Annotated in this window: 18 protein-coding genes; 10 read left to right on the top strand and 8 right to left on the bottom strand. The window is 44.7% G+C overall.

The features are described from left to right. Positions 1-30 precede the first annotated feature (30 nt). From recD to VTAP4600_RS07055, 4 genes are all read right to left on the bottom strand, one after another. Positions 31-2,085: an exodeoxyribonuclease V subunit alpha gene (gene recD, locus VTAP4600_RS07040; RefSeq protein WP_102522144.1), complete on the bottom strand. Its 2,055-nt coding sequence runs from the start codon at positions 2,083-2,085 to the stop codon at positions 31-33. Then, positions 2,078-5,683 (bottom strand): exodeoxyribonuclease V subunit beta, encoded by a 3,606-nt coding sequence (gene recB, locus VTAP4600_RS07045; RefSeq protein ID WP_102522145.1) that lies wholly within the window; start codon positions 5,681-5,683, stop codon positions 2,078-2,080. The genes recD and recB overlap by 8 nt, the downstream gene beginning before the upstream one ends. A 248-nt stretch (positions 5,684-5,931) precedes the next feature. After that, on the bottom strand, positions 5,932-9,387 hold the full coding sequence (recC, locus tag VTAP4600_RS07050) for an exodeoxyribonuclease V subunit gamma (protein ID WP_102522146.1): 3,456 nt from the start codon (positions 9,385-9,387) through the stop codon (positions 5,932-5,934). A 122-nt stretch (positions 9,388-9,509) separates the two neighbouring features. Then, the gene (locus tag VTAP4600_RS07055) at positions 9,510-10,469 is read right to left on the bottom strand and encodes a TDT family transporter (protein ID WP_102522147.1); all 960 of its coding nucleotides are present in this window, start codon (positions 10,467-10,469) and stop codon (positions 9,510-9,512) included. A gap of 106 nt (positions 10,470-10,575) precedes the next feature. Between VTAP4600_RS07055 and VTAP4600_RS07060 the strand changes: the two genes are divergently transcribed. From VTAP4600_RS07060 to VTAP4600_RS07085, 6 genes are all read left to right on the top strand, one after another. After that, positions 10,576-11,478: a LysR substrate-binding domain-containing protein gene (locus tag VTAP4600_RS07060; RefSeq protein ID WP_102522148.1), complete on the top strand. Its 903-nt coding sequence runs from the start codon at positions 10,576-10,578 to the stop codon at positions 11,476-11,478. 157 nt (positions 11,479-11,635) lie between these two features. After that, the gene (locus VTAP4600_RS07065; RefSeq protein ID WP_102523928.1) at positions 11,636-12,034 is read left to right on the top strand and encodes a PaaI family thioesterase; all 399 of its coding nucleotides are present in this window, start codon (positions 11,636-11,638) and stop codon (positions 12,032-12,034) included. A 163-nt stretch (positions 12,035-12,197) separates the two neighbouring features. Further along, entirely contained in the window at positions 12,198-12,503 is a 306-nt protein-coding gene (locus VTAP4600_RS07070) for a YebG family protein (RefSeq protein ID WP_102522149.1), read from the top strand. A 242-nt stretch (positions 12,504-12,745) separates the two neighbouring features. Then, complete coding sequence (dapD, locus tag VTAP4600_RS07075; RefSeq protein WP_102522150.1) at positions 12,746-13,777, top strand: 2,3,4,5-tetrahydropyridine-2,6-dicarboxylate N-succinyltransferase; 1,032 nt, start codon at positions 12,746-12,748, stop codon at positions 13,775-13,777. 280 nt (positions 13,778-14,057) lie between these two features. Next, the gene (locus VTAP4600_RS07080; RefSeq protein ID WP_102522151.1) at positions 14,058-14,360 is read left to right on the top strand and encodes a PTS fructose transporter subunit IIB; all 303 of its coding nucleotides are present in this window, start codon (positions 14,058-14,060) and stop codon (positions 14,358-14,360) included. Beyond that, positions 14,357-15,148, top strand: coding sequence for a PTS sugar transporter subunit IIA (locus VTAP4600_RS07085; RefSeq protein ID WP_102522152.1), 792 nt, complete (start codon positions 14,357-14,359; stop codon positions 15,146-15,148). The genes VTAP4600_RS07080 and VTAP4600_RS07085 overlap by 4 nt, the downstream gene beginning before the upstream one ends. Positions 15,149-15,170: 22 nt before the next feature. On the opposite strand, the gene VTAP4600_RS07090 is transcribed toward VTAP4600_RS07085, so the two are convergent. Next, positions 15,171-16,016, bottom strand: coding sequence for a helix-turn-helix transcriptional regulator (locus tag VTAP4600_RS07090; RefSeq protein WP_102522153.1), 846 nt, complete (start codon positions 16,014-16,016; stop codon positions 15,171-15,173). A 365-nt stretch (positions 16,017-16,381) separates the two neighbouring features. On the opposite strand from VTAP4600_RS07090, the gene VTAP4600_RS07095 reads away from it, so the two are divergent. After that, complete coding sequence (locus VTAP4600_RS07095; RefSeq protein ID WP_102522154.1) at positions 16,382-18,280, top strand: PTS fructose transporter subunit IIABC; 1,899 nt, start codon at positions 16,382-16,384, stop codon at positions 18,278-18,280. Between the two features lie 172 nt (positions 18,281-18,452). Here the strand turns inward: VTAP4600_RS07095 and VTAP4600_RS07100 are convergent, their stop codons facing one another. Further along, positions 18,453-21,575: a beta-galactosidase gene (locus VTAP4600_RS07100; RefSeq protein WP_102522155.1), complete on the bottom strand. Its 3,123-nt coding sequence runs from the start codon at positions 21,573-21,575 to the stop codon at positions 18,453-18,455. Between the two features lie 228 nt (positions 21,576-21,803). Here VTAP4600_RS07100 and VTAP4600_RS07105 point away from each other — a divergent pair, with 228 nt between their 5' ends. Further along, positions 21,804-21,995, top strand: a complete 192-nt coding sequence (locus VTAP4600_RS07105) for a YqaE/Pmp3 family membrane protein (RefSeq protein ID WP_102522156.1) — start codon at positions 21,804-21,806, stop codon at positions 21,993-21,995. Between the two features lie 119 nt (positions 21,996-22,114). Here VTAP4600_RS07105 and VTAP4600_RS07110 read toward each other — a convergent pair whose 3' ends face one another. Then, positions 22,115-22,771, bottom strand: a complete 657-nt coding sequence (locus tag VTAP4600_RS07110) for a DsbA family oxidoreductase (protein WP_102522157.1) — start codon at positions 22,769-22,771, stop codon at positions 22,115-22,117. 126 nt (positions 22,772-22,897) lie between these two features. Continuing rightward, on the bottom strand, positions 22,898-23,821 hold the full coding sequence (locus VTAP4600_RS07115) for a LysR family transcriptional regulator (protein WP_102522158.1): 924 nt from the start codon (positions 23,819-23,821) through the stop codon (positions 22,898-22,900). 176 nt (positions 23,822-23,997) lie between these two features. On the opposite strand from VTAP4600_RS07115, the gene chrA reads away from it, so the two are divergent. After that, positions 23,998-25,146: a chromate efflux transporter gene (chrA, locus tag VTAP4600_RS07120; protein ID WP_102522159.1), complete on the top strand. Its 1,149-nt coding sequence runs from the start codon at positions 23,998-24,000 to the stop codon at positions 25,144-25,146. 170 nt (positions 25,147-25,316) lie between these two features. After that, positions 25,317-26,477, top strand: a complete 1,161-nt coding sequence (locus VTAP4600_RS07125; protein ID WP_102523929.1) for an HD domain-containing phosphohydrolase — start codon at positions 25,317-25,319, stop codon at positions 26,475-26,477. Positions 26,478-26,480: the final 3 nt, after the last annotated feature.

Genomic DNA, 26,480 nt, shown 5'->3' on the forward strand with positions numbered 1-26,480 from the left:
AAACGCCCTAAGCATTAACGAATACTACGGCTAACTCAAACGCTGAGCTAAACCGCTACTTCGAACTGTTTTAATGCTGACGCCTTTGGACAACACCGCTGGCTGACAAAATAAATCCAATTGCGATTTAGCACGAGTAATTCCCGTATAAATAAGCTCTCGGGTGAGAATAGGACTAAAATCGTTTGGCAGTACCATTACCGTGTGGTCAAACTCACTGCCCTGAGATTTATGTATCGTCATGGCATACGCAGTTTCGTGCTGTGGCACTCGGCTTGGTAACACCCCTTTTACGCTTCCATCAGGCAATTCAAAATACACTCGTAAGCGAGCTTCATCTTCCGATTCATCTAACATACAGATGCCGATATCACCGTTATACAAACCTAACCCATGATCATTACGCGTGACCATAACAGGGCGCCCAATGTACCACTGCTCTTCAAATCGCGGGATTAAACGTTTTTTTCGTAAATCGGCTTCAATACGTTGGTTCAACCCTGTCAGGCCAAAGTCGCCTTCACGAATGGCGCACAGCAATCTACTTTTACTGAACGCTTTCAACACTTGTTTAGGTAACGACGTGGCTGTTTCATCGCTTACATGAAGCAGTGACAGATAGCCGGAATAGTTTGCCACCATCATATCTATCATCGCAGCATAGGACTCTTTGCTTAAGTCGTGACGAGCAATATCAGTAAACCCAGCTTGCCACACTTTTTCAACTTGGTACGGTTTACCAGCATTGATGGCTTTGGCTAGTTGACCTATCCCGGAGCGAGCATCAAATCGATAGCTTTTTTGCAGCATACATAAGCTGTCAGCCAAGCCCGCATTCGAATTAGTCGACTCACGCTTTAGCCAATCGAACCCGGTCAACGTGGCAAGTTGCTGACCTTGTTGCGCACTAAAACCTTGATCAATGAAGGAGCAAATATCGCCCAGCACCGCACCCGCTTCTACTGACGCCAACTGATCTTTATCTCCAAGCAAAATCAACCGAGCTTGATTGGGCAGAGCATCAATCAACTTATGCATCATGGGTAAGTCGACCATGGAGGCTTCATCAACGACCAAAATATCCAGGTGTAAGGGATTTGCTTTGTGGTGACGAAATTCCGCGCGGTTTGGTATTGCTCCGAGTAATCGGTGGATGGTACTGGCATCAGTCGGAATGGCCGCGATGGTTTCCGGCGCGACAGGGAGCTGGCTTATCGCCGCACCAATAGATTCCGTTAAACGCGCCGCCGCTTTTCCCGTTGGCGCGACAAGCTTAATAATTGGCAAATGATCGGTGTGATTACCTTGCTCGACTAATGCAGCCAACAGTTTCGCCACTGTGGTTGTTTTACCTGTACCCGGACCTCCGGAGATCACGGCAAAACGCCGAGTAAGAGCAACGGCTGCCGCGACCTTTTGCCAGTTTAAACAAGCCGATGTTGGTACTAGTTGACGAAGGCCTTCTAAATCAGCGGCTTTTGTCGCCTTAACCAGCACGTGATCAATCACACTCCAGTCCAATTGCTCTGGCAACACCACATCTAGGTGATCGCACACCAATTGCTGCCGTAATACCTGATTACTTTCAGTCAGATTCTCTAAAGCTTTATACAAAAAACTGAAACTAGGGATAAATAAATGCTCCAAGGTTTGAGTCATCGCTCCCAAACCGTTACTAGTAAGAGGAGCAGACTGAGCCAGGCTTTTTAATACGTCGCTTAATTGGCTTTCGTAGTGCCAATATCGGTGTAAATACAAACGTGAGCCGTCTAATACCAAAGGTTTTGCTTGGCTACCACTTCCAACCACACTTGCACTTTGCATCAATGAAAGCCAATCGACCTCAGAGGTAATAAGGTTTAGTTCTGCGGCTTGCTCCCCATAGAGGCCTAACATCTGGCTAATTTCCAGCGTAGTTAGATCAATACAGATATGGCCTTTACCTAGCTCATGGCTAAGTAACGCAGCTAAAAAGCCAATCTGTTCTGAATGTGTTGTCTCTTGGCTTGCAATAAAACGACCAAACTGATAATCAAGCTGACGTAATACGCCCTTTTGGCTCAAGCGCTGTAAAGTACTAAACATGTTCTAATTCACCATCAATCAGTTGATCAAACTGCTGTAAGAAATCTTGGCTCGGGCGCGCAGAAAACACACCATGCCCAGATTGCCCATCCATCCCTCTTAAGAACAGATAATACACGCCACCAAAATGCGTTTCGTAGTCATAATTTGCTACTCGGCTACGTAAGAATCGATGTAAGGCAAGTGCGTAAATTTGGTATTGTAAATCGTAGCGGTGATCGGCCATCGCTTGCTTGAGTTTATCACCATGGTATTCACTCACATCATCACCCAAGTGGTTCGACTTCCAGTCCAAAACGTAATACTTGCCGTCATGTTCAAACACTAAGTCAATGAAGCCCTTCAACATACCTTGAACCGTGTGAAATCCTAACTCGCCAGCTTGCTGAGATAATTCATCATGCTGATGAGCCAATTGATTGAAGGCAACGGAAGAGAGCAATTTGATTGGTAGCAAAAACTCCATTTCAACTAAACGCTGACTTGACCCTTTTTGTGCCAATTGAAGACCATTACCATCCAATGGCGTATGCATTACTTTATCTACCATATTCTGCAGTACAGGTAGCCACTCAGCCTCTAAATTTTCGCTTTCAATTAATCGTTCAATAGTTGCTTGGTTGTCAGTGCTGTCAGCAGGCTCTGTAAATTCAATTTCTTCAAATAACGTATGTAAAAACGTACCCGGAGCTGCGCCACGAGGAAAAGTAAATATAGAACGCTCTGGTTCGGCTAACTCTTGATCTTCCTTATCATCGACAGAATCAATATCAAAGCCAGGTTGCTCAAAACTGGCGTCATGATTGGAATGTGAGCCTTGCTTTACCAAACCCGAATAGCTGGTAATACGCCAATAGCGATCAATTTGAGTATTGAACTCATTGGCGACAAGCTCTTGCTCTTCCTCTTTTGGTGGCAGGTAAATCGAAGGTTGTTCATCTGGCACGCCAGTTAACTGCATCGATTGTGCCGTTAAACAAACATTTCGTATCGAGCTCGAGAGCTCAACGGCTGATAACTCTTTACCATTTTGTAATAAGTTCCCCATGGCACTTAAATGTACACCTGTCGGATCTTTACTTGAACGGCCTTTTCTCAATGGCGTTACGCCTATGATACAACCATAGACGGCGCGTGTTAGCGCCACATAAATCAGGCGTAAATCCTCTGCTAGACGTTCTTTATCTGCCTGAACCAATGACGCTTTATTATTGCTAATATCCAATACCGTTTGAGCTAATTGCTCATCGTAGTACTTCCCTTCACTGGCTTCTCGATAAGCGGAAACAAACGGCAAAAATACCAAATCATATTCCAAACCTTTCGATTTATGAATCGTGACAATTTGCACCAAATTTCGTTCTGATTCTAAGCGCTGAATTTGTTCATCACTGACACCAGAAACCCCGGATTGTATATTTGAAATCGTTTCGCCAAGCCAGCGTAATAAACCATGGTCACTGTCGATTTCTAAGCTCGCTTGTTGCAATAATTCGCCAACATGCAGTAAATCGGTTAAGTCCCTTTCACCTTGTTCTTCTTCTAGCAATCGCTCGGCAATTTGATGTTTGCTCATCACCGAACGTAACATTGGCATCACACCTCGTTGCTGCCATAAAATACGGTAATCACGAAACTCGTTGACCGTGTTTTCCCATAAGACTTCGAGGTTATTTAAGCTATCAAGCTGTTTTGCATCTAAGGCAAATAAGCCTGAAGCCAAGCAAGACCTTAATGCCCGGTCATCATCGGGGGTTAATACCGCTTGAATAAGGCGCATCACGTCGGTCGCAATCGTACTGTTAAACACACTGTCTCGATTAGAAAGATAAACACTGGCGATACCTTGCTGAGCAAGTGCATCTTTAATTAACCGTCCTTCCATTCCGGTACGCACCAACACCGCAATATTACCCGCCCGCAAAGTGTGCTTTTGTTTACCAGTATCTAGCCAAGCTTGCCCTTGATCGGCAGCGGTCAAAATAGACTGAATATGCGCTGCGGTCGATTTCGCCATAACCTGTTGGTATTCACCTTTAGTCACGGGCTTGGCTTCTTCGTCTTCGTGCAACCAAAATGTCATGGCATCTTGTTTTTGACCATTCACCTGCCAATGTTTATTTTCAGCACCCGGGCTTGATTTCACCGGACGAAATGGAATGTCTTTATCGTAAATAAAAGGGCTATCTGATGCACTAAACACCTGATTTACTGCATTCACCATATCCGCACTAGAACGCCAGTTAGTGTCTAGCGTATAGTGATCCGCCACCTCATTTCGGGCGCGAATATAGGTAAAGATATCCGCCCCACGAAAGGCATAAATTGCTTGCTTAGGGTCGCCGATCATAAATAAGCCACACTCAGGCTGCCCAACGTATATTCGACTAAAGATGCTGTATTGCATTGGGTCGGTATCTTGAAATTCATCGATCATGGCAACGGGATACAACTGACGAATTCGCTCCACCAGCAATTGTTGTTCATCGTTATCAATCGCTGCGCTTAATTGAGTCAGAAGATCGTCAAAAGAGAGCCAATTTTTACGCTGTTTTGCTTTAGCCAGCATCACTCGGCATTGCTCAATGGCATGCGCAAGCAAAGGCTCACGCAGGCTCATAGGTTGAGCCAAAAAGGTTTCTATTGCCGCAAAGACAGAATGAGAAGGAGCGTCTCCCTTTGGCGTTTTTTCCGCTAACACTTGCTGAGAAAAACGCGCTAACTTGTCGGGGAGTTGATAGTCCACCGTAGGCGTTGCTGCCCATGTTGAAACTTCATTTAACCAATTGGGTAAGGATTTTTTGGTGTAGCTGCGTTTATTGATATCTGAATTAGCAATGAGATCATGCAGATCACCCTGAGCCTCAAGCCACAGCGCTTTCAGTGCGTCGATGCCCTTCATGTTTTCCTGGTGAAGATCAGCCAAAGAGCCCTGCATCGCTGGTACTGACACATTCACCGGAACGCCGGTTAGGTACCCACTAACTTGTTGCAACAGTGCTTGTGGAGAAGACCAAATATTGCGAACTTCTGCCGACAGTTCCAACGACAGTGGGTAAAAATTACGACGCCAGTAATCGGCCACCACTTGCGCTTTCAGTTGGCTTTCATCGGTCACAAATTCATTATTAAAACGACTACCCGATTCAAATGCATTTTGGGTCAGCATTCGCTGGCAAAACCCATGAATGGTATAAATGGCCGCTTCGTCCATCTGGCGTTCAGCTTGCAATAATATGTCAGCCGCATTTTTATGATCAGTAATGACGTCCAATAATGGCTTAATAACTGGATCGCTACTCACACCGCGAGCAAACGCTAAGCGTGCGTCATGAATACGTGCACGAATACGATCGCGAAGCTCAGCAGTCGCGGCTTCGGTAAACGTCACCACCAATATTTGATCCACGGTAAGCGGTGCTTGATGTCGAGTTTGCTCATCGCCATGACCAAGCAGCAGGCGCAAATAAAGCCCGGCGATAGTAAAGGTTTTCCCTGTTCCGGCCGAGGCTTCAATGAGCCGTGCGCCATGCAAAGGAAAAGTCATGGGAGTTAGTACGGTTGCAGCGTCGTTTTGCTCATCCATATTGGTTGTCATTTTTTGCCTTTAAGCTCAACTGATTTGTGATCGAACACTTAAATCATTACAAAATTAAAAGATCTCAGAATCAAAATAAAACAGCTTGAGATCGAGCTCACGGTTTCATTGAACCCATCTCGTTAGTATCGCTTCCACAGAATTTATGGTCACCTCTGACCTTGTGGTCGCACAGTAGACGCCTTACATATAATAATGATTTGCTGGCGACCACCCTACACTTCTTATCACTGTAAACTTTTATCTCATTAGCGACTTGCCATCTCTTCTGCTGTCGTGGTGGATAAGACTGCCGCTTGCAAAACTAAGCTTGAATTCAACCTGACTTGCTGTGCCAATTCTTCAGTCCACTGAGGCCAAATTCGGCTGATATAGCTGTCTATTCCTTCTCCAGGAAAGAAACCACTGTTGAACGTATCCGCCATTTTATTTAAACACTTATCTTCATCATCCACCCACTCACCCGCTTTATTAATGCAAGCTTCGATGCCTGCCAGTGCCGTTTTTGGGAAATATGCCAGTGGTTGATTCATGCCTTGATAATACAGACGGATCAGCTGTGTTAATGCCTGTTTGGCATTTTGAGCAGAGTCTATTGGGGCAATCACCCAATGTTGCACCCCGTCTTTTTTGTCATAGCCAATCAGATGAGTACGCGTTGAATGGCCATTAGCCGCCAAACATAAATGGTCAATCCACCCTGATAACCAGTCTTGCGGGCGCAGTTTTCCGCAGCGATAACGCACTAAACCTGAACGATACAAACGCGTGAGCCAGCCGTTTAAGTGGTAGTTTTCGCGATCAATATCCAAGACTAATGCAACTTCTGCATCTTCTAACTCGGTATGGCATAAAGGCGCAATTTCATCGACTAAAGCTTGGGTTTGCGCTGAATTAGTCACAAACTCTAATTCGCCAAAAGCCCCAATGGGCAACAAGCCTTTCGCTCGTTGCTCGGCAACAAAAGAGGCAATTGCTGCGGTTTCATCGCCACCTTTCATGCGACTTTCGAGCAATATTTCAAGCAACTGGTCACGCATGACATAACCTTCGAGGCCGCCAACAATAAAAGGTTCATCGTCTTCCATCACACCTTGCAGGGAATCAAAATTCACTTTTAAACGGCGATTAAAGAAATACTGAACAGGCAATCGCCAAAAGCGTTGTAGCTCAACCAGATCTAATTGGTACGGTGCATTAAACTCCAACAAGTAATCATCAAGAGGTTGGCTAAACTCGCCACACGCCTGCCCCCTGCGGTTTACGGTTGGCAGCCACTCTTTTGCGTAACTAGGGCTTTCCAGACTAAAAGCGGACGGGCTAAATGGCATCATGGCATGATGAGAAGTTAAAACGGCAAGCAAAGCATCACCGGACGCATCGACCGCGAGTGCTTCATCCCCTGCCAAACAATAATTCTGATGGCAGTACTCAAGTAATTCAGAAACCAAGATAGACGGCACTTTTTCAGTATTATCTTGAATAGAACGGCCAACGTAGCTGATGTACAACCCTTGCTGCGCAGAGAGCAAAGCTTCAAGAAACAAATAACGGTCATCATCTCTGCGAGAACGATCTCCCGGCCTTGTTCTCCCAGTCATTAAATCAAACCCTTCTGCAGGCATTGAGCGGGGGTAAGCGCCGTCATTCATGCCTAATAGACACACCACTTTAAATGGAATGGAACGCATGGGCATCAAGGTACAAAAATTCACTTGCCCCGCTAAGAAACGCTGACTGACACGAGTGCCGGATAACCGGTTCTGCAAGTAGATATTAATGACCGAAGGACTGATTTCTTGGTCAAATCCTGCATCAATTAATTGCTCTTGCAACTGAGTTAAGCCATCTCTAATCGACTTAAGCACCATTTCGTCTTCAAGCTCGACGCTGAAGAAATCATCCAATAGTCCGTGGATGTTCTGGTGCCATTGGCTGGCTGTTTGTGGCAATGACAGGGCTTGCCTGTAGTGACTCAGCATCTCAACAAAATGCGCTAATTTTCCCGCTAATTCTGCGTCCATGCCTTGAACTTCATTAAAAGCCGAAATATGACCGCTTGCCCCGGAAAACAAACCATAAGAGTCAGGCATCGCATAACCCAATAGCATTCGCTCTATGCCAAATAACCAGGAGTTTTGTGTTTGCGTGGGTAAATCAAAATCAACGGATGTATCACCGTCAAGACCCCACCGAACACCAATTTCTTCGATCCATGCTTTCGCTCGTTCAAACTGTTGCTCATCTAATCCAAATCGCGCCATCATGGCTGGTACTTCCAACAACTCGAGCATCTCAGAAGCGTGGCATCGGCTTTCGGGTAGTGCGATTAAGCTCATGAACGCCGCTAAAATTGGGCTTTCTTGAGAAGCACTTCTATCAGAAATGGAATAAGGGATATAACGTTCACCTGGCGCATTACCAAACACTGAGGAAATCGCGGGGCTATAGGCGTTAATGTCTGCCACCATCACGATGATATCTCGCGGTTTCAGTGTTGAATCGGCTTCAAACATAGCCAGCAGTTGGTCATGTAATACCTCAACTTCACGCATAGCGCTGTGGCAGGCATGTAACTGTAAGGATTTATCGCCAAGCATGATTGGTTTTTTATGGCGACTAGAGTCCAGAATGCTGTCGTCTTGATGTTCTTCTAGATTAAGAATGTCGGTTTGGATTTGGTGTAATATTGACTTACTGTCTAGATCAACAAAGGCTTCAATTTCATTGGCTTCTAACTGAGAGAGTAAGTACATATTATCTCTTCCGAGCTTGCCCATGGACGCTAGTAAGCCGTTACCGACGACATCAGTATGCAGTTCATCAATGACGTTATCTTCAACGCTGCCTTTAAGCTGTGTGGTTTCACCTGCCAACTCAGAATGGTCTCCTTTCCACTCAATGTGTTTTCTTGCCTGAGAAGCCAAGCGAGCGAGGTATTTTCTGTCTCTGACCTCTCCCCAGTAATAACGGCAAGGGTTGGTAAACATCAGATGCACATCGATGTGCTCCCCCAGCGCTTTTAAGGCATCCATATAACGCGGAGGCAATGAAGAAATGCCGAACACAAATAGACGCTTAGGTAAGTTTTCTACCTTGCCGTTAAAATTGTCTAAGGAATCGATGAAATGTTCGTATAGATTGGCACGATGATAAGGCGATTGGCCTAGTGCTATGGTTTGATCATAGAGTGCTTGCCACAAAATAGGCTGCCAAGGGGATTCCCCTTCTAGCTCAGCTACGTCCTGCCCCGCTTCCCATGCTGCGATCCATTCAGGTCTATACACCAAGTAACCATCAAAGATATCCGCAATTTTCTCTGACAATTGGTAAAGCTTAGATTGGTCTGTATCGTCTTCTAAATACTGCTTTAACGGTGCAAACTCTTCCTGTTCTAACAAGGCTGGCAAGCAAAGCATGAGCTTCCATGTCATGGCTTCTTTATTAAAGGCACTGCGCTTGGGAACATCAGGCAGCACTTTAGTAAACATTTCCCAAATGAATGTCGCTGGCAATGGAAAATCAAGGTTTGCGGCAACGCCAAATTCATTCGCCAAGGCCATTTTTAACCACTGAGACATGCCAGGGCTTTGCACCAAAATCTGTTCGGCTTCAAACGGATTTTCAAGAGGATTAATCCTGACTAGTTCGACCAATAAGGATTTTAATAATTCGACTTGATTAGAATGATAAACAGTAAACACGTTAGGCTCATGCGGGCAAGATTAACAATGCCCTCAGATTAGCACATCAGAACCCATTCCGAGAGAAAACAAGCTTACGAACGCGCGTCTTTGCTGGTAAAAACATCACGTTATCATTAACGCTAGTGTGTCTTTCCCGGGATAAGATAATGATGAACGTAGCGTACCGATACATAACCGACAACGAGCGTCGCAACGAGCAATTCAAACAAGGCTAAATGACTCACCTGAGCACAATAGTGCTGTGCAACGCCAACGCTTTCCAGCCACACTGCCATTTTGAATAAGGCCGTTGCACTTATCACGGTTGGGAAGGTGAACGCGGCAAAGCTCGCGCTAAAAGACAAGCGCATTAAGTGCAAGAAAGACAAATAGGTAACGAAGGTCATCAACACGGCGATACCAAATAACAAAGCAATCAAGATTGGCGAAGGGTGCTCGGTAATGGTCAGATACCCCGCCATAGATAGGCTCGCTGGTGCCGCCATAATCGCAATCGTTGGCTTAGCCGTATCCGGTATTTGTTCGCAAAACACCAAACGATACACCATCACAGGTAACATAATCCCATAGCTCACTAAGCCAAATAACAGTGCCGCTTCAGCAACAGGGGCTAATACGGCCGTACCCGAGAATGAAACATCGGCCACGATAAGCCCAACCGGCGGGACAAACCAACTCGGCACCATATGGTGTAATCGAAATTCTTTGGCGCGGTGATAAATAAAACTGACGAGAAAAACCACGTGTAACGCCACCGCTGCTAACCAAATAGCATCACCGATATAAATCGAAAACTGCCCAACGGAATGAGACACCACCATCAAAGCCATGGCAAACGTCGGCGCAACGCTACCAACGACAGGATGTGCTAGCTCATCACGTAGCAAATGGTTATGGAACACAAACTTCACAAATAGCATAACCAATAGCACACTCGCTAGGATGGCTCCGACCCACTGGGCTTTGCCATTCAGTGTTACCGCGTTTTCCCAGCACCACCCCAAACTGGCAATGCCTAATGCTAATCCGGCCATGGGTGTAGGAGCTGCTGCTGTTTTATTCACTGCCGTTTTTAGCATGATGTATCCTCGTTTGATGCTTTTCTTGAATGCCATCACTTTAAACTTGAACTATGTTTAATTATATCTGAATATATTTAAAATAGAGTTCAATTAAACTAAACATATGAATATTTCACTCAAACAGCTACGTGTATTCGTGGCTATCACTCAAGACAAGACCATCACCGCTGCCGCGAAAAACCTGTTTTTATCTAAAGCAGCGGTAAGTATGGCACTGGCTGAAATGGAAAAGCAGATCGGCCACGATCTTTTTGATCGCGTGAATAATCGTTTGGTTTTAAATCAGCAAGGCCACCAGCTTTTACCATTAGCCGATGAACTGCTTCACCGAGCCCAAGATATTGACCAGCTATTTGTTGACGATCAACCCTTGCATGGCCAGCTTCATTTGGGCGCTAGTGACACGATAGGTAATCAAGTTGCGCCCTTTCTTCTTCGTGATTTTCGTTCTGAGCACGGTCATCACGCCCAAAGTTTGCTGATCTCAAATACTTCTCAGATCTGTCAAAAACTCGTAGATTATGAGCTAGATATTGCGTTGGTTGAGGGAAAAACACAACACCCTCTACTGACTACTGAGCAATGGCGTTTAGACGAAATGTGCATCATCGCCGCCCCTACTCATGCGCTTGTTACCCATGCACTGACGACTCAAAAGCCATTAGAAGTGTCAGATTTAGAAGGAAGTGATTGGATTTTACGAGAGGCAGGATCTGGTAGCCGAGAGTTTTTCTTGCAACGTATCGCACCACGTATTGATACATGGGCTGAAGCCTTTCAGCTCAACACAACGGAAGCCATTATTAATGCCGCCAGCGCCAACTTAGGGCTTGCGTGTTTATCTCATCGCTCCGCAAAATGGGCCATTGCCGATGGACGGGTAGTTCCCCTTAACCTACCGCTAGACATGCAGCGCCGCTTTTGGCTGTTAATGCACAAAGAGCGTTACCAAAGCCCATTACTTAAAGCGTTTCGCCAGTTTTGTTTGGAATGGGATGGTGATTAAAAAAGGGGACAAAATGAAAATGTGTCGTTAGCAACCAAGCAATGATCGTTATTCAATAGATGGAGTTTATTTATGAAACCATATTTCCCATCCTTATTTATGGCATATGACAATAACTAACGCTAAATTGGTTCTTTACGTAATCAAGTGGGTATTTATGCTTCCAAGTAATCATCAGAACTGCGCGGTTTGTTGCCAACCTTTCTTCTCAGATCAACAAGTTATTGATTTCACTCATTTGGCTGATGGCAGTGTTCAAACCACAATAACGGCAACAGACAAAATGCAAGGCTATCAAGGTGTGATGCAAGGAGGGTTGATCAGCACACTGCATGATACCGCCATGACACATTGTCTTTTTGCTCATAACATTCAAGCACTCACAGCCTCACTAAACGTGCGCTTCATTCAAACTGTGCCATTGCACACCACGCTGTGCGTAACGGCTAAAATGGTCAAACGAACCAAGCGGATCTTTGCCTTAGAAAGCCGTATTGAGGCCGAGGGTGTGATTTGCTCAACCGCCGAAGCGAAGTTCATGTTGGATAGAAGATAAAAAGCAAACCTAGGCCAAGTTATTAGCCGCATTTTTTGCTCTCTTCCCAACCAAATTGGTTAAACAACTCCCACTCTCGCCAGCTCAACTAGACAAGGCGATCTGTTGGCTGTATAAACAGACAGTAATTGAATTTTAATTTGGTAAGTTTAAGAGGATAACCATGGCTGTAATCGTCAAGTACGTGGTGGAGCGCAACGGAGAAGAAAAGATGACTTTTACCTCTAAGGCAGAAGCCGACGCTTATGACAAAATGCTCGATATGGCAGATGAGCTGTTTTCATTACTCGCAGGCAGCGAGCTAATCGAAGATGAAGCCAAGCAAGAAGAGCTTTCAATGTATCTTGCTAAGAATAAAGAAGAGGTGCTTTACGCACTGGGCGCTAAAAAGCGCAAAGCTGAACCTAAAAAGCCAAAAGCAGTGAAAACTGAAGCGGATGAAGCTGAAGAGCAAGACGACGCAGCGTAAGTTTTAGAATCAGGCAAACTTTAAATGGCCAGCAAGATCTCAGATCTGGCTGGCTATTTTTCTTCCTAGCGATATTATATCTCTCATCAGACAGCTCATATCTATTGGCAGACTTTCAAGCCAATTGCCCTTTTATATCGATAACAGGGTTATTATGATGCAAACAGATTCATTTTTGTTGCGATGTTCTTGTATGGATACAAGCAAACAGCAACCCCAATTCCCCAAGGAGATCATTTACCATGGCATACTTTTCACTGGCGTTTGGCACAGCAACTAAAAACAGCCAAGACAAAATCATTGAAGCTTTCTTCCCTAATCCAGTATTGAACCCAAGTGATGTTCTTGTAGATGCTCTTGCTAAAGTAAGCGGCTACCAAGGTGAAAACCAAGCAATCGAAATCACAGCCGATCAATGTGAAGCATTGGCGCAAGCATTTGCAGCAAATGATGATCAAGCCAATGCGAGCTTTGCGACTAAAGCGGCAGCATCAGCTCAACCTCTAGTGTTAGTGATTCTAGCAACCGATGAAAAACCACAATCCGTTGCTGAAGGCTTCCTTAAGCTACAACTTATTTCAAACCGTTTGGTTCAACCACACGGCACAGTACTTGATGGTATCTTTGGTCTTTTGCACAACATCGCTTGGACTAACGAAGGTCCAATTGATCTACCTGAGCTTACAGAGCGTCAAATCGAAGCACGCCTAGCTGGCCGTGCGCTGTCTGTCGATTGCGTAGATAAGTTCCCTAAAATGGTGGATTACGTAGTACCTGCAGGTATTCGTATTGCTGACACATCTCGTGTACGCCTGGGCGCACATGTTGGTGAAGGCACAACCGTTATGCACGAAGGTTTCATCAACTTCAACGCCGGTACAACAGGCGTAAGCATGGTTGAAGGCCGTATTTCTGCAGGTGTTGTTGTGGGTAACGGGTCCGACATCGGTGGTGGTGCTTCTATCATGGGTACACTTTCTGGTGGCGGTTCAGTGGTCGTTTCTATCGGTGAAAAATCACTGCTTGGCGCAAACGCTGGCCTTGGTTTCCCGCTTGGCGATCGTTGTACGGTTGAATCTGGTCTTTACGTAACGGCAGGCTCTAAAGTGCGCATGTTAGATTCAAGCGGCCAAGAAGTTGAAGTGGTTAAAGCCCGTGATTTAGCCGGAAAATCAGATCTTCTATTCCGTCGCAACTCTGTTACAGGCCAAATTGAGTGCCTGACGAACAAGAGTGCCGTTGAACTAAACAGTGAGCTGCATAGTAATAACTAAAAGCGAAGTGCTAAAAGCGAAGTGCTAAAAGCGAAATAAGAGCAAAAGATTGAGCTTGGAGCTAGCACTTAGCACTTAGAGTAGAGCAAATCCGAAGTATTCCGTACTTCGGATTTTTTATACCTAGAGTTTCTTACTTGCCTTTTCTTACTTCGCTTTTCGTACCTAGAATTTCGTACTTCGCTTTTAGGACTTCACTTTTACCCCCTCTTCCTCTTGACTCCATATCCATAACAGTGACAATCTTGTGCCTGCTTATTTGCCAATGATGAGAACTGATATGAGAATTGTCGCCGTTACTGCTTGCCCAACTGGGATAGCTCACACCTATATGGCTGCAGATGTGCTCACCAAAGCTGCGACAAAAGAAAGCACTACGATCAAAGTCGAAACCCAAGGGGCAATGGGGATCGAAAACCAACTCAGTTCCCAAGATATTGCTCGTGCCGATGTGGTTTTAATTGCTTCAGACATCGAAATAGAAAACCGTGCTCGATTTACTGGCTGTAAAATTCACTGTGTTACCATTGAAGAAGTGCTTACGGATGTGGCTTCAGTATTAGAGCGTTGCCGCTCGTTATGATCGAACGAAGAATCACCTTTATATTACCTAAAGATGGCTTTGTCAGTTGGAAGGTCAACCGCCTGAAAACGTTAGGCAGTATGTTTCGCTCGGTGATTCTCTTGGTCAATCACACTCGTGATGCGCGTGCTAACGCAGAACAAACCCTACAAGTCATGGCGCTCGGAGGTCGAGAACACGATCTATGCCAATTGCACATTGAAGGTACCGATGCCGAACTGGCGTGTATGGTGATGACCGATTTCATCGCCGATCAATTTACCTTGGTCAACACCGCTCATAAAAGTAATGTAAAAACCAATATCGAACTCATTAAACAACTACCGACTTTTGACCTTCCTTTCGAATTAAACTTTACTTTCAAATACCTCAGTCATCCGAATACTAAAAATGACGTCTTAGCTCACGCTAGCCGAATGCTCTCACCCGATTCAGTTGTCAAAATGTTTGATGCCTTGTATCAACGAGAAACAACGTCTTCAACAGCCATTGGCCACGGCATTGCTCTGCCTCACGTGATGAACGACAACGTCGATACTCCCTCTATGGTTGTGATTCAATTGGCAGAAGAGATAGATTGGCAGTCGAAAATGGGGAATGTGCAGTTTGTTATCGCACTGGCACTGCCAAAGCCTCCTGAGCGTAATATGATCATGGCATTTACCCACTTAACCAAATCTCTACTTCACCAAGAATACTGCCAAGTATTAACTTCTAGCCGAGAGCCTGAAGCGGTTAAAGCCATACTCATTCATCGACTAGCCCAAGCCTTCCCTTCTAACTCGTAACCAATATTCAGTTTGTAGACCATCACACAATTTGCCTATATTCACTTGGTGTCCGACCTGTTTTAGCCTTAAACACCCTGAAGAAATAGTTTACATCTTGAAAGCCGCATCGTGTCGCCACATCTTGCAGACGAAAGTCGTATTTACGTAACATAAATTTAGCTCGATCGATTCTTACCCACGTAATGTAGTCTGCCAGTGTCATGTGTCCCTGCTGTCTAAATAGACGAGAAAGATGATTGGGAGAAATATTAAAGCGCTGAGCGATACTGCTACGATTGATGGAGCGGTGAAAGTTCTCTTGAATATAGATGCAAATCCCTTGGTACACATCATCACTGCGCTTTTTCGCTGACGCATTAGGGTCGGCAAGCATCGACAGAGCGTAGGTAAGTAAAGCCAGTAATAGGTGTTCATCCATCGGGGCTTTTTTGGGTTCCGTTGCCAGCGCATTCAGTGCGTCTAACATTGAATCAATCGCATGACCCGTTCGTGTTTGAATACTGTGCTTTTGCACATCAAAGAAGCCTTCCTCGCCTTTACGCTTACTGACAAAACTCAAACCTAGCTGCCTTCGTCCGAACAATAAGCTCACGACTGAGCAATCATTATCCCAATTCGGTTTGTTCCAACAGTTGGGTGGAATGTACAGCGCATCTCCTGCGAGAACCTTAATGTCGGCAATACCTTGTTCCGGGTCTTCAAGCTGGTTTTGATACTCACCACTCACCACTAACTCTAAGCGAGGGAAGTTCACTTGATAGCTAAATGGAGGCGGCTGAAGCTGGTCGGACGCAAACCAAATGCGGTTAAAATGATCACGTTCAGTAATCAAGGTCTCTAACAAGTTATGAAAAACTTTGGCCATTACACGGCTCTCTTATGCTATGTCATTGGGTAAAAATGTCGATTTTATGTGACCAAAATCAAATAAAACCGACAGATTTACTGGTTACTTTGCTCTAGTTTCTCATTATTATCCAGCGATTCTTTTTCTATCTAAAAATACAACTGACAGAAAGATATAATATAAAACACTGAATTTAAACAATTAAAGTTATATAGAATTGACAAACAGAAGTAACATAAGAATTTGAGAGCGATCACACTAAATTTGATACGTTACAATAATCCAGTAATTGCATTTATGGTGCTCTAAAATTTCTTGCCAAGATGTCCGACAATAATCCCATAGCAAAATAACTTTTAACGACGGAACATCAGGGGAAGAACATGATCACGGACTTAATCAACGACAAGTTGATCTGCTTAGATCTAAAAGCCACCAGCAAAGACCAAGTGTTTGCTGAACTTATTGAGCTTTTACATCAACAAGGCAGGATCAGCGACAAGCAACAATTCCTAAACGATATTCACGCACGTGAAGAAATCGGTAATACCGGATTTGAAGAAGGTGTTGCTCTCCCTCACGCGAAAAGTGCTGCTGTTACTGAACCCGCTGTTGCTATTGGTATTAGCAAGAGCGGCATAGAGTACGGTGCTGAAGATGGTCAGCCATCAAAATTGTTCTTTATGATCGCCTCCCCTGATGGCGGTTCCGATCACCACATCGAAGTATTAGCCGAGCTTTCTTCTAAATTGATCGAAGAAGGCTTTATTCAAAATTTAATGGCCGCAACCAATTCGAAACAAGCACTTGAGTTATTGCTCGCTAAAACCGAAGCCAATGCTGATACACCAGAAGCCGATCAAGGCTTTATTATTGGTGTAACAGGTTGCCCAACCGGCGTCGCACATACCTACCTTGCGGCCGAAGCTCTTGAAAAAGGCGCAGCCGCTATGGGCTACGAAATCAAAGTAGAAACCAATGGTTCTATCGGTGTGAAAAACAGCCCAACGGCTGAAGAAATTGAACGTGCTGATGCCATCGTCGTTGCCAGTGACAAGCAAGTCGACATGGCGCGTTTTGCCGGTAAGAAACTGATTGAAACACCCGTAAAAGCCCCGATTAAAAACGCCCAAGACGTCATTAACCAAGCATTGAAAGCACCGATTTACGTCAGTGAAGACAAAGCAAATGGATCATCGGTGTCTAAAACCTCTTCTGCTCGCTCCGATCTCTATCGATACTTGATGAACGGTGTTTCACACATGATCCCGTTTGTGGTTACTGGCGGTCTTTTGATTGCGCTTGCGCTTGCCATTGGTGGCGAACCAACAGAAGCAGGCATGGCTATTCCAGCCGACAGTATGTGGCAAAAAGTGCTCGATGTGGGCGTCGTTGCCTTTACTTTGATGATCCCTATTTTAGCCGGTTACATTGCTTATGCGATTGCGGATCGTCCCGGCCTAGCTCCAGGTTTAATTGGTGGTTGGATCGCGAACAACGGCTCTTTTTATGGCGCGGAAGCTGGTACAGGCTTTATTGGTGCGATAGTCGCAGGCCTTCTGGTTGGTTACTTTGTTAAGTTCATTACGAGCATTAACTATCACAAGTTTATTCAGCCTTTAGTTCCAATCATGATTGCCCCTATTGCTGGCTCTCTGTTTATTTCTAGCCTATTCATCTTTGTGATTGGGGCGCCGATTGCAAGTTTAATGGACGGCCTTAACGCAATGCTAACCTCTATGAGCACGGGTAACGTGGTTCTATTAGGTATCGTTCTTGGCGGCATGGCTGGATTTGATATGGGCGGCCCATTTAACAAAGTGGCTTTCTTATTCTCTGTCGGCATGATTGCCAGTGGTCAAACACAGTTTATGGGCGCGATGGCGTGTGCCATTCCTGTCGCACCACTAGGTATGGGCCTTGCTACTTACCTTGGCCGTAAATTTGATTTGTTTGAAACCTCTGAAATTGAAGCGGGTAAAGCCGCCGGTGCTATGGGCTTGGTGGGGATATCTGAAGGCGCAATTCCATTTGCAGCGCAAGATCCAATGTCAGTTATCCCTGCCAACGTATTGGGATCAATGGTTGCGGCTGTGATGGCGTTCTCATTCGGTGTGACCAACAGTGTCGCTCACGGTGGCCCTGTTGTTGCTCTACTTGGTGCGATGAACTACCCACTACTTGCGATTCTTTGTATGGCGGCAGGTACCGTGGTAACCGCACTGACCTGTATTACTCTTAAAAAAATGCGTAAATCTAAAGCTGAGCTAGCCGTTGCGTAATGAGCACTAACTGGCAACCAAGCGAGGTTGCCAAAATAGATTGCTTAATTTAGTCAATAAGTAACGTCCCCCAATAGTAAAGCACCCAGACACCCTAGCTCCTAGGGTGTCTTTTTATTTGCGCTTTCACGGCGCATTTTTTATTCATCTGGCATCGCGCTAACTCGTCGAACTACGCGTTCATATTCACTATTAAGTGATATCGGTAATGGGTTTGCTCCAAACGATATTCCTGATGCACGCTGGGTGTCCAGGAGTCATCGCCTCCAACACCCATATGGAAACCATCAACACGAACAAAGACTTGTCCACTATCGACCAACTCATTGGTGTGCTTGGCATCCGCTAAATTATTTTGCGTAAAGCGACTTACCGAGAAATGAAAATCCCCGCTCAACTGCATAGCACCAATGTGTGCGCTTTTTACATCACAACGTAAGCCGTTATCACTAGGGAAAATGTAGTTAGTATGCATCTGGTCAATATCGGATTGATAATGGCCAAAATAGGCAGAGGTCTTTCTATCTGGGTAATTCTCATGCGGCCCACGGCCATACCAAATAACGGGCTTTGATTTTGTGGTAATACTTGGTAGCGAAGCCGGTAATGCCCATTCCATTCCAACTCTAGGCAAAGACGGTAAGTGGCGAGCCGCGACTACATCAACATCTATTGACACCTCTCCGGTTAGATCAATACTGTATTGCCAGGTCGTTTGAAACAAGATTCGTTGCTCGAATCGATAAACAAACTGACTGGTTATTAATACCCGATTACTCAATCGCTGCGCATCGAATTGCTGGCACTCAACCTGCAATTTATCAAGACCAATTTCCGCCCATCGAGCCACCCAAGAGTTAGGGTCAATTCTGTCTATTTCACTGGTTCCAATATCATTATCCAACGGTGCTCGATAGAAGTTATCTCTTGGTCCCTGAGCTATTTGATTTTGCTCCCCAACCAGCCACTTAGTAAGGTAACCAGTGTTAGGATCAAACTGCAGATTAACGCCTTGGGCTTCTACGGTAACGACGTCTCTTTGTGTATTAAGAATAGGAGCGTGAGCTAAACGGGAAGAAGGAAGCGGCAAAGAGGTGACCATCGGCAAAGTAAGTTGCTCTGTTGCGGTAACGTGCCCAGCATCAGCCCATGACGTTGCGCTTTTCAAAACAACCGTTACGTTTAAATAATACTCATAGCCAGCTTCCAGACTCGGTAGCTCACCAGCCAACTCTATGGCGTGCTTCGTTTGCGGTAGAACCCTGAGTTCAGCGTCTCCCTTTAAGACAAAATGACCATCTTTAATAATTGACCATTGGAGTTGCTCATTATCATTGGTTTCAAATAAGTGTTCATTGGCAACTTCAATGGTCAGTGGTTCTAGTGATAACAATGAAAATTGATAGAACTGCTGAGCCTTTTTCACTTCATGTAACGTAGGGTGTATGCTTCGATCCGGATAAATTAAGCCATTAATACAGAATTGTCGGTCATTAATCGTATCGCCAAAGTCTCCACCATAGGCCCAGTAGTTTTGTCCATTGGCGTCTGTTTTGGTCAGCCCTTGGTCTACCCAATCCCAAATAAAGCCACCTTGCAAGCGTGGATATTGCCTAAAGGCCTGCCAGTATTTATGAAAATTACCAATACTGTTCCCCATCGCATGAGCGTACTCACACAGAATCAAGGGGCGTGTTTCATTTGGTAAACCGATCCATTTTTTTATCGCCATTTTAGGGGTGACACTTGGATCTGGGCCATACACTTGATCGTCTTCAACTCGAGCATACATTGGGCAAATAATGTCTGTCGCTGCCGTATCCGCCCCTCCTCCCTCATATTGAACTGGACGAGTTGGATCATTTTGCTTAGTCCATTGATACATCGCATGATGATTGTTGCCAATACCCGACTCATTACCCAAAGACCAAATAATAATAGACGGGTGATTTTTGTCTCTTGCGACTAAGCGAGTCATGCGTCGCATATAAGCATTAAGCCAGCTCACATCGTCGGATAAACGACACATTGGAAACTGACCGTGAGTTTCCACATTCGCTTCATCAACTAAGTAAAGCCCATACTGATCACACAGTTCATACCAACGAGGGTGATTCGGATAGTGCGCTGTTCGCACAGCATTAAAGTTATTCTGTTTCAGTAACTTGATGTCTTGCAGCATGCTTTGTTCTGTCATGGTATGCCCAAGCTCTGGGTGATGCTCGTGCCGGTTAACACCACGGATCAAAATAGCTTGGCCATTGACCATCAGTTGACCATTTATTATTTCAACCTGACGAAAACCAACCTCATACGCTTCACTATCCACACAGTCGCCATTGGCATCAAGTAGCCTGATCACACAGCGATATAAATATGGGGATTCCGCACTCCACTTTTTTGGGTTAGTCAGCGGTAAGCTAATTTGAGAAATGTCATGCCATGCTCCTTTCTCATCAACAAACTTGTCTCCAAAACTAGGCTTACCCGCTAGCAAAGCGCGATCACTGCCATGCTCAAAAAGGTCCACGTCAACACGATAGTCTTCTGACTCTACGCTAGAGATTTTCACTTTGACGTTCAAAGTAGCATCGCGGTAACAGGCATCTAAATTGGTCACTATGGTCACATCTTCAATGGCCACTTTGGGTTTGGCTAACAAGGTAACGTCACGAAATATACCGCTTAACCACCACATGTCCTGATCTTCTAGGTAAGAACCATCTGACCAACGCAAAACCATCACCGTCAGCTGGTTTTGACCTGATTTCAGAACATCAGTTAAATCGAACTCTGCGGGCAAGCGGCTGTCTTGAGAATAGCCAACCCACTCTCCATTGCACCACAAGTGGAAGGCAGAGTTCACTCCATCAAAAATAATGCGCTGAATTAAACCTTCAAAGTGGCTCGGAGCATCAAAGCCAATCCGATAAACGCCCGTCGGGTTTTGTGCTGGTACATTCGGAGCGTTATCAACAAAAGGGTATTTTACATTGGTGTAAATGGGGTTATCGAAACCTTGGCATTGCCAATTACTTGGCACACGAATCACAGGCCAGGAACTATCATCAAAATGCTCAGAGACCATGCTCTCTTTGACCAACTCTGGCTGTTCAAACAGCTGAAACCTCCACGCTCCATTTAACGACAACTGATTAGGAGAATTCAGGCCTAAACGAGCACATTCGGTATCAGGATAAGAATGAAGAGGAGAGTGCGCAGCCAACGTGTTGTGATGCACAATGTGTTGATTTTCCCATTCTCTCGCTAACATTACCTGCTTAAATGATCTCATAGAGCCTTCCCTTTGCTACATTATTGACCGTAATTCTGGCACTTTTGTGGTGATAATTGCTCCGTAAGCCAATACCCCAACCTTTAGTGGAAACGTTTACAATAGTAGCACTAGAATAAAAATGAAAAATAGAAGTGGTGCACAATTGCGGTGATTGAAATATGCCCCCTGTGAAATCACTGAAAAGTTGATAGTATTAACAGTAATTAAATTGAAAGGATTTCTCAGATGCGTTTACTTCTTGCTTTACTACTCCCATGGCTACAATTTTTCACTATCGGTCGCCCGATAAGCGGTATTGTATGTCTGCTGCTGCAGATTTCATTGATCGGTTGGATTCCTGCTGCGATTTGGTCGGTTTATGCGTTAAGCCAATATAAAACGGATCAAAAGATCAAAGATGCCTTTGAAGATCGATAATCAACGATTGATATTGAATTAAGCGGTGAGAAATATAAAGACGTTGGGAGCCCAACGTCTATTACTTATCCTGACACCCGTGAGCGCTGACACAAGCAGGCACAGCGAATCGAAATCCGTTATGGGTCTGGATTAAATGCAATGTCTTTTAACGCGTCGGCCAGCACATCAACAGGTTGAGCACCATTAATCAAATGCTGTTGGTTGATGACTAACGCGGGAACAGCATGAACACCCAGTGACAACCATTGAACTTCATTGTCGTGCACGGTTTTATTCCACTCTTCGCTTTCTATCACGCGCTTCGCGCTAGCCTCATCTAGGCCGACTTCCCGTACACACTCCAGTAGAGTGTCAGTTTGGTCGACGGCTTTTCCATGACAGAAGTAGGCATTAAATAATGCCATTTTTAATAAGGTTTGCTTACCAGTTTCAGCAGCCCAGCATAAGAGCTTGTGAGCATTGCGAGTGTTATAGATTTTGGTACTTTCATCAAAGTTAAATTCTATCCCAACCTCTTGACCCAGTTGATGCATATTTGCAAGCTGAGCTTGATACTGTTCTGGCGTAGCGCCATAGCGTTTAGCAAAATACGCACTTAACTCGACGCCGCCAAGGTGTAGATCTAAGTTAAGCTCGAATGGATGCCAACTCACTTCAAAATCAATTTGCTCACCGACAAGTGTCATTGCTTGCTCTAGGCGTTTATATCCGAGGAAACACCAAGGACAAGACACATCAGAAACCAATTCGATCTGTAATACTGGCTTATTCACAAACACTCCTTCGACTCATTAAGGCTATTGCACAACGGTCAAACTTTACCACAACAAGTGACTAAGTGACTGTTTAATAATCTACCTACCTTACCTTGAGGCGTTAAATGCGTCTAGCACGCCATCCTACTCTTCGTTATCTTTTAGAGCTTGGCTTATTACTCCCCTTAACCAGCGACTTTTCTCTTGGCCATTTTTTCTTGTTGGCCATGCCATCACTATATCAAAATTACCAACGTTCAACGGGGGTTCGCTCACTTTTAATGCATCTGAAAATCCTGAAATTTGAGCCATTTTCTCAGGAACAATCGCCAATAAATTTCGCTGAGATAGCAGTTGGCGAATGGTAAGAAAGTGACTTGATGCAACGGCAACGTGGCGACTTAGCCCATGTTGTGCCAGTGTTTTATCGACGCCAGAATCAAGAACGCCATCAGGGCTAACCAGTGCATGAGCCGCTTGGGCATATTCCGACAGTTGTATTGGTTCAGACAGTGTGACTCGAGTTGGATCAAATAGACACACGTGCCGTTCGGTGTACAGGCGTTGACCTGAAAATCGGCTATCAAGATCGTTAAAGCTTCCGATAACCAAATCGATATTTTGCTCTTCCACTATTTTTATGTAGTTACTTCGGTTCACATTTACAAAGCTAATTTGGCATTGTGGCGATTGAGCATGAATCACATCAAACAGCACCGAAGAAAAGATGTACTCAGCATAGTCAGTTAAACCTATACGACAAACGCCATTGAACTCTTTGGAACTAAAGCGTTGAGGTATAAGCACTTCGCTCGTAATTTGATTGAGTAATCTCGCCACGATAGGCGCAATCTGTGTTGCTCGCTCACTTGGTTTCATTTTGTGGCCTTGCCTCTCGAACAAGGGGTCACCCAGCAATATCCGAAGCCTTGCTAAACTGTGACTCATCGCCGACTGGCTCACATGCAGTTTTTTAGCCGCCTCACTCACGCTTTGAGTATCAAATAACGCAGAGAACGTGACCAGCAAATTGAGATCGACACTCTTCCAATTAATATCCTGACTCATTTATCCCCACCTTTAGCCTCTATACCTTTACCTTCCGCTTTCCGCTTTCCGCTTTCCGCTTTCCGCTTTCCGCCTTCCAATCCTATATCATTCATAGTTTATATCAAAACTATCGATTTGAATCATTTACAAACTCACTTTAACCTAACCACTATTCATATTTTTGTAGGCTTGTTATGTTTTCCATTTTTAAGACGTTCTTTCTACTCGGTTGGGTTAGCTTTGGTGGCCCAGCCGCACACATTGGCTATTTTCGGCATACGTTTGTTGAAAAGCTAAACTGGCTAACGGAAGAAGAATACGCGCAGATAGTCGCTCTGAGTCAGTTTCTTCCCGGCCCTGGCTCTAGCCAAGTCGGTTTTGCTATTGGTCATAAAAAAGCTGGCACTTTAGGCGCTATTGCTGCTTTTCTAGGGTTCACCCTACCTTCAGTATTAATCATGTTGGCATTGGCATTATTGAGTAGCCAAATCACTGACTCTAGTTGGTTTGTTCATAGCATTCACGGATTAAAATTGCTTGCCGTTGTTGTCGTTGCTGACGCAACATTTTCTATGTATCGCAATTTTTGTACTCATAAAACCGGCGTGTTTTTGTGTTTCAGCACCGCTGCTGCTCTGTTGATACTTCCAAGCTTATTTACGCAAATGGCAATGCTTATTATTGCAGCTCTTATTGGTCAGAAATATCTCGCTGGTGAGCTAAAATCGACAGTCTCTATTGGTAAGTTTAATCCCGCGCCGCTATTGATATTTGCGCTACTCGTGTTTGGCTTACCTTTAATTGCAGACACATCACCGCTCGTTGCATTGTTCAGTGAATTCTTCCAAGCAGGCAGCCTTGTTTTTGGTGGGGGTCACGTCGTTCTGCCTTTACTGCAGAACATTGTTGGCGACCAACTCAGTCCAGATGCTTTCTTAACGGGATATGCCGCAGCCCAAGCTGTGCCAGGGCCAATGTTTACGTTTGCCACCTATATTGGCTACCACCTTGTTCCATCGGCTCCTCTTCTCGGTGCGGGCATTGCAACTCTGGCTGTATTTCTTCCTGGGTTTCTCTTACTTATGGGGGTCTTACGGAACTGGCAAAACCTAGCAAAGCACCCGAGATTATCAGGCGCAATCAGCGGCGTTAACGCAGCAGTTGTAGGGCTACTGGCATCTGCACTTTATCAACCGGTTTTTGTTAGTGCCGTGGTATCGGGTGTGGACATGGCCGCGGTGCTTTTGGGTTTCTACCTATTGAAACAAAAAAAGATGCCTATCGTAGGATTAGTCGCAGTATTCATCGTAATAGGTTTATTCTCAGGACAAATATTGAGCTAAATACAAAGGTTTTCCTTGGCCATAATTTTTTACATATTTTTGCACATTATTTAAGCGGAAATGCAATTTATTGCCTACACTTATTAAGTCTAAATTCGCTCTAAATCTCATCTCTATTGATAGAGCGCGAGGCAAAGCACAATTAGTAGGTTATGGCCGAGGACCCGATCATGTTCACTCAATCGCACCAAATTGCACAAGATCTCAATAATGAGTTTCATTCATTAAACCATCAAATTGGAGATCTTCACCATAAGATTCGAGAGACAATTCCACAGATCGACCGTATTTCATTTATCCTCTACGACACACATTTAGACATGTTACGAACTTATGCCGTCAGTGAAATATCTGGGGTTAGATCCGAAGATTATCACCAGTACTATTTCTCTGAATGCCTGCAATTGAAAGAAGTCGCCGATGAAAAGACAAGTCACGTCATTAATAGTATTGCGGAATTAACGTTAACTCCTCAGCCTCAGCATACTAAATGGCTATTAGATCATGGCTACCAATCGACTTACTTTGTTCCGAGTTACCATCATCAGCAGTTTATTGGATTTATTAGCTTTAACTCTATTCAACCGCAAGTGTTTAACGCCCAAGTCCAACAGCTATTGCAACCTTTCTGCGAAGAGATCAGCGAAACAATCAACAACGAATACTCTCTCATCAATGCCATACTCAGTTCAGCTGAACTCGCTAGAGAAGTGTACCCAGAAGCGAAACAGGACTCAGCTAAGCACATATCTAGAGTCAGCCTATTTACTCATTTGATCGCCAAAAGCTTAGCCTATACACAGTGTTTTGAAGATGGGATGGTTGAGTACATTCACTTATTCTCTCGTTTACATGACATAGGTAAGCTCACGATCCCGGATGCTATTTTGCTTAAACCAACCAGTCTGACACCCGATGAACGCAAAATTATGCAAAGCCATATTGATAAGGGCTTAATCATAATAGAAAAGATATTAACTGATCTTGGTTCACCGCAGCATGCTTGTGTAGAAACGCTGATAGATATCATCACTCATCACCATGAGTTTTTAGATGGTTCTGGTTACCCTAATGGGTTGTCCGGTGACGATATTCCCATCAGCGCCCGTATCGTAGCGGTGGCTAATATCTTTGATGCATTAACCAGTCATCGACCATACCAACAGGCTTGGTGTGTAACGTCAGCATTGCTCGAGCTGGAAAAAATGGTCGCCATGGGTAAGTTAGATGGCAATTGCGTCAATGTGTTACGCGATCACCAAGAATACATCAACCAGATACTTTCTCAGTACCCAGAACAAGACCCGCGCGAGCGTTTATTTAGGCACTAACCG

The organism is Vibrio tapetis subsp. tapetis, from assembly GCF_900233005.1.
In the GTDB taxonomy this organism is placed as follows: Bacteria; Pseudomonadota; Gammaproteobacteria; order Enterobacterales; family Vibrionaceae; genus Vibrio; species Vibrio tapetis.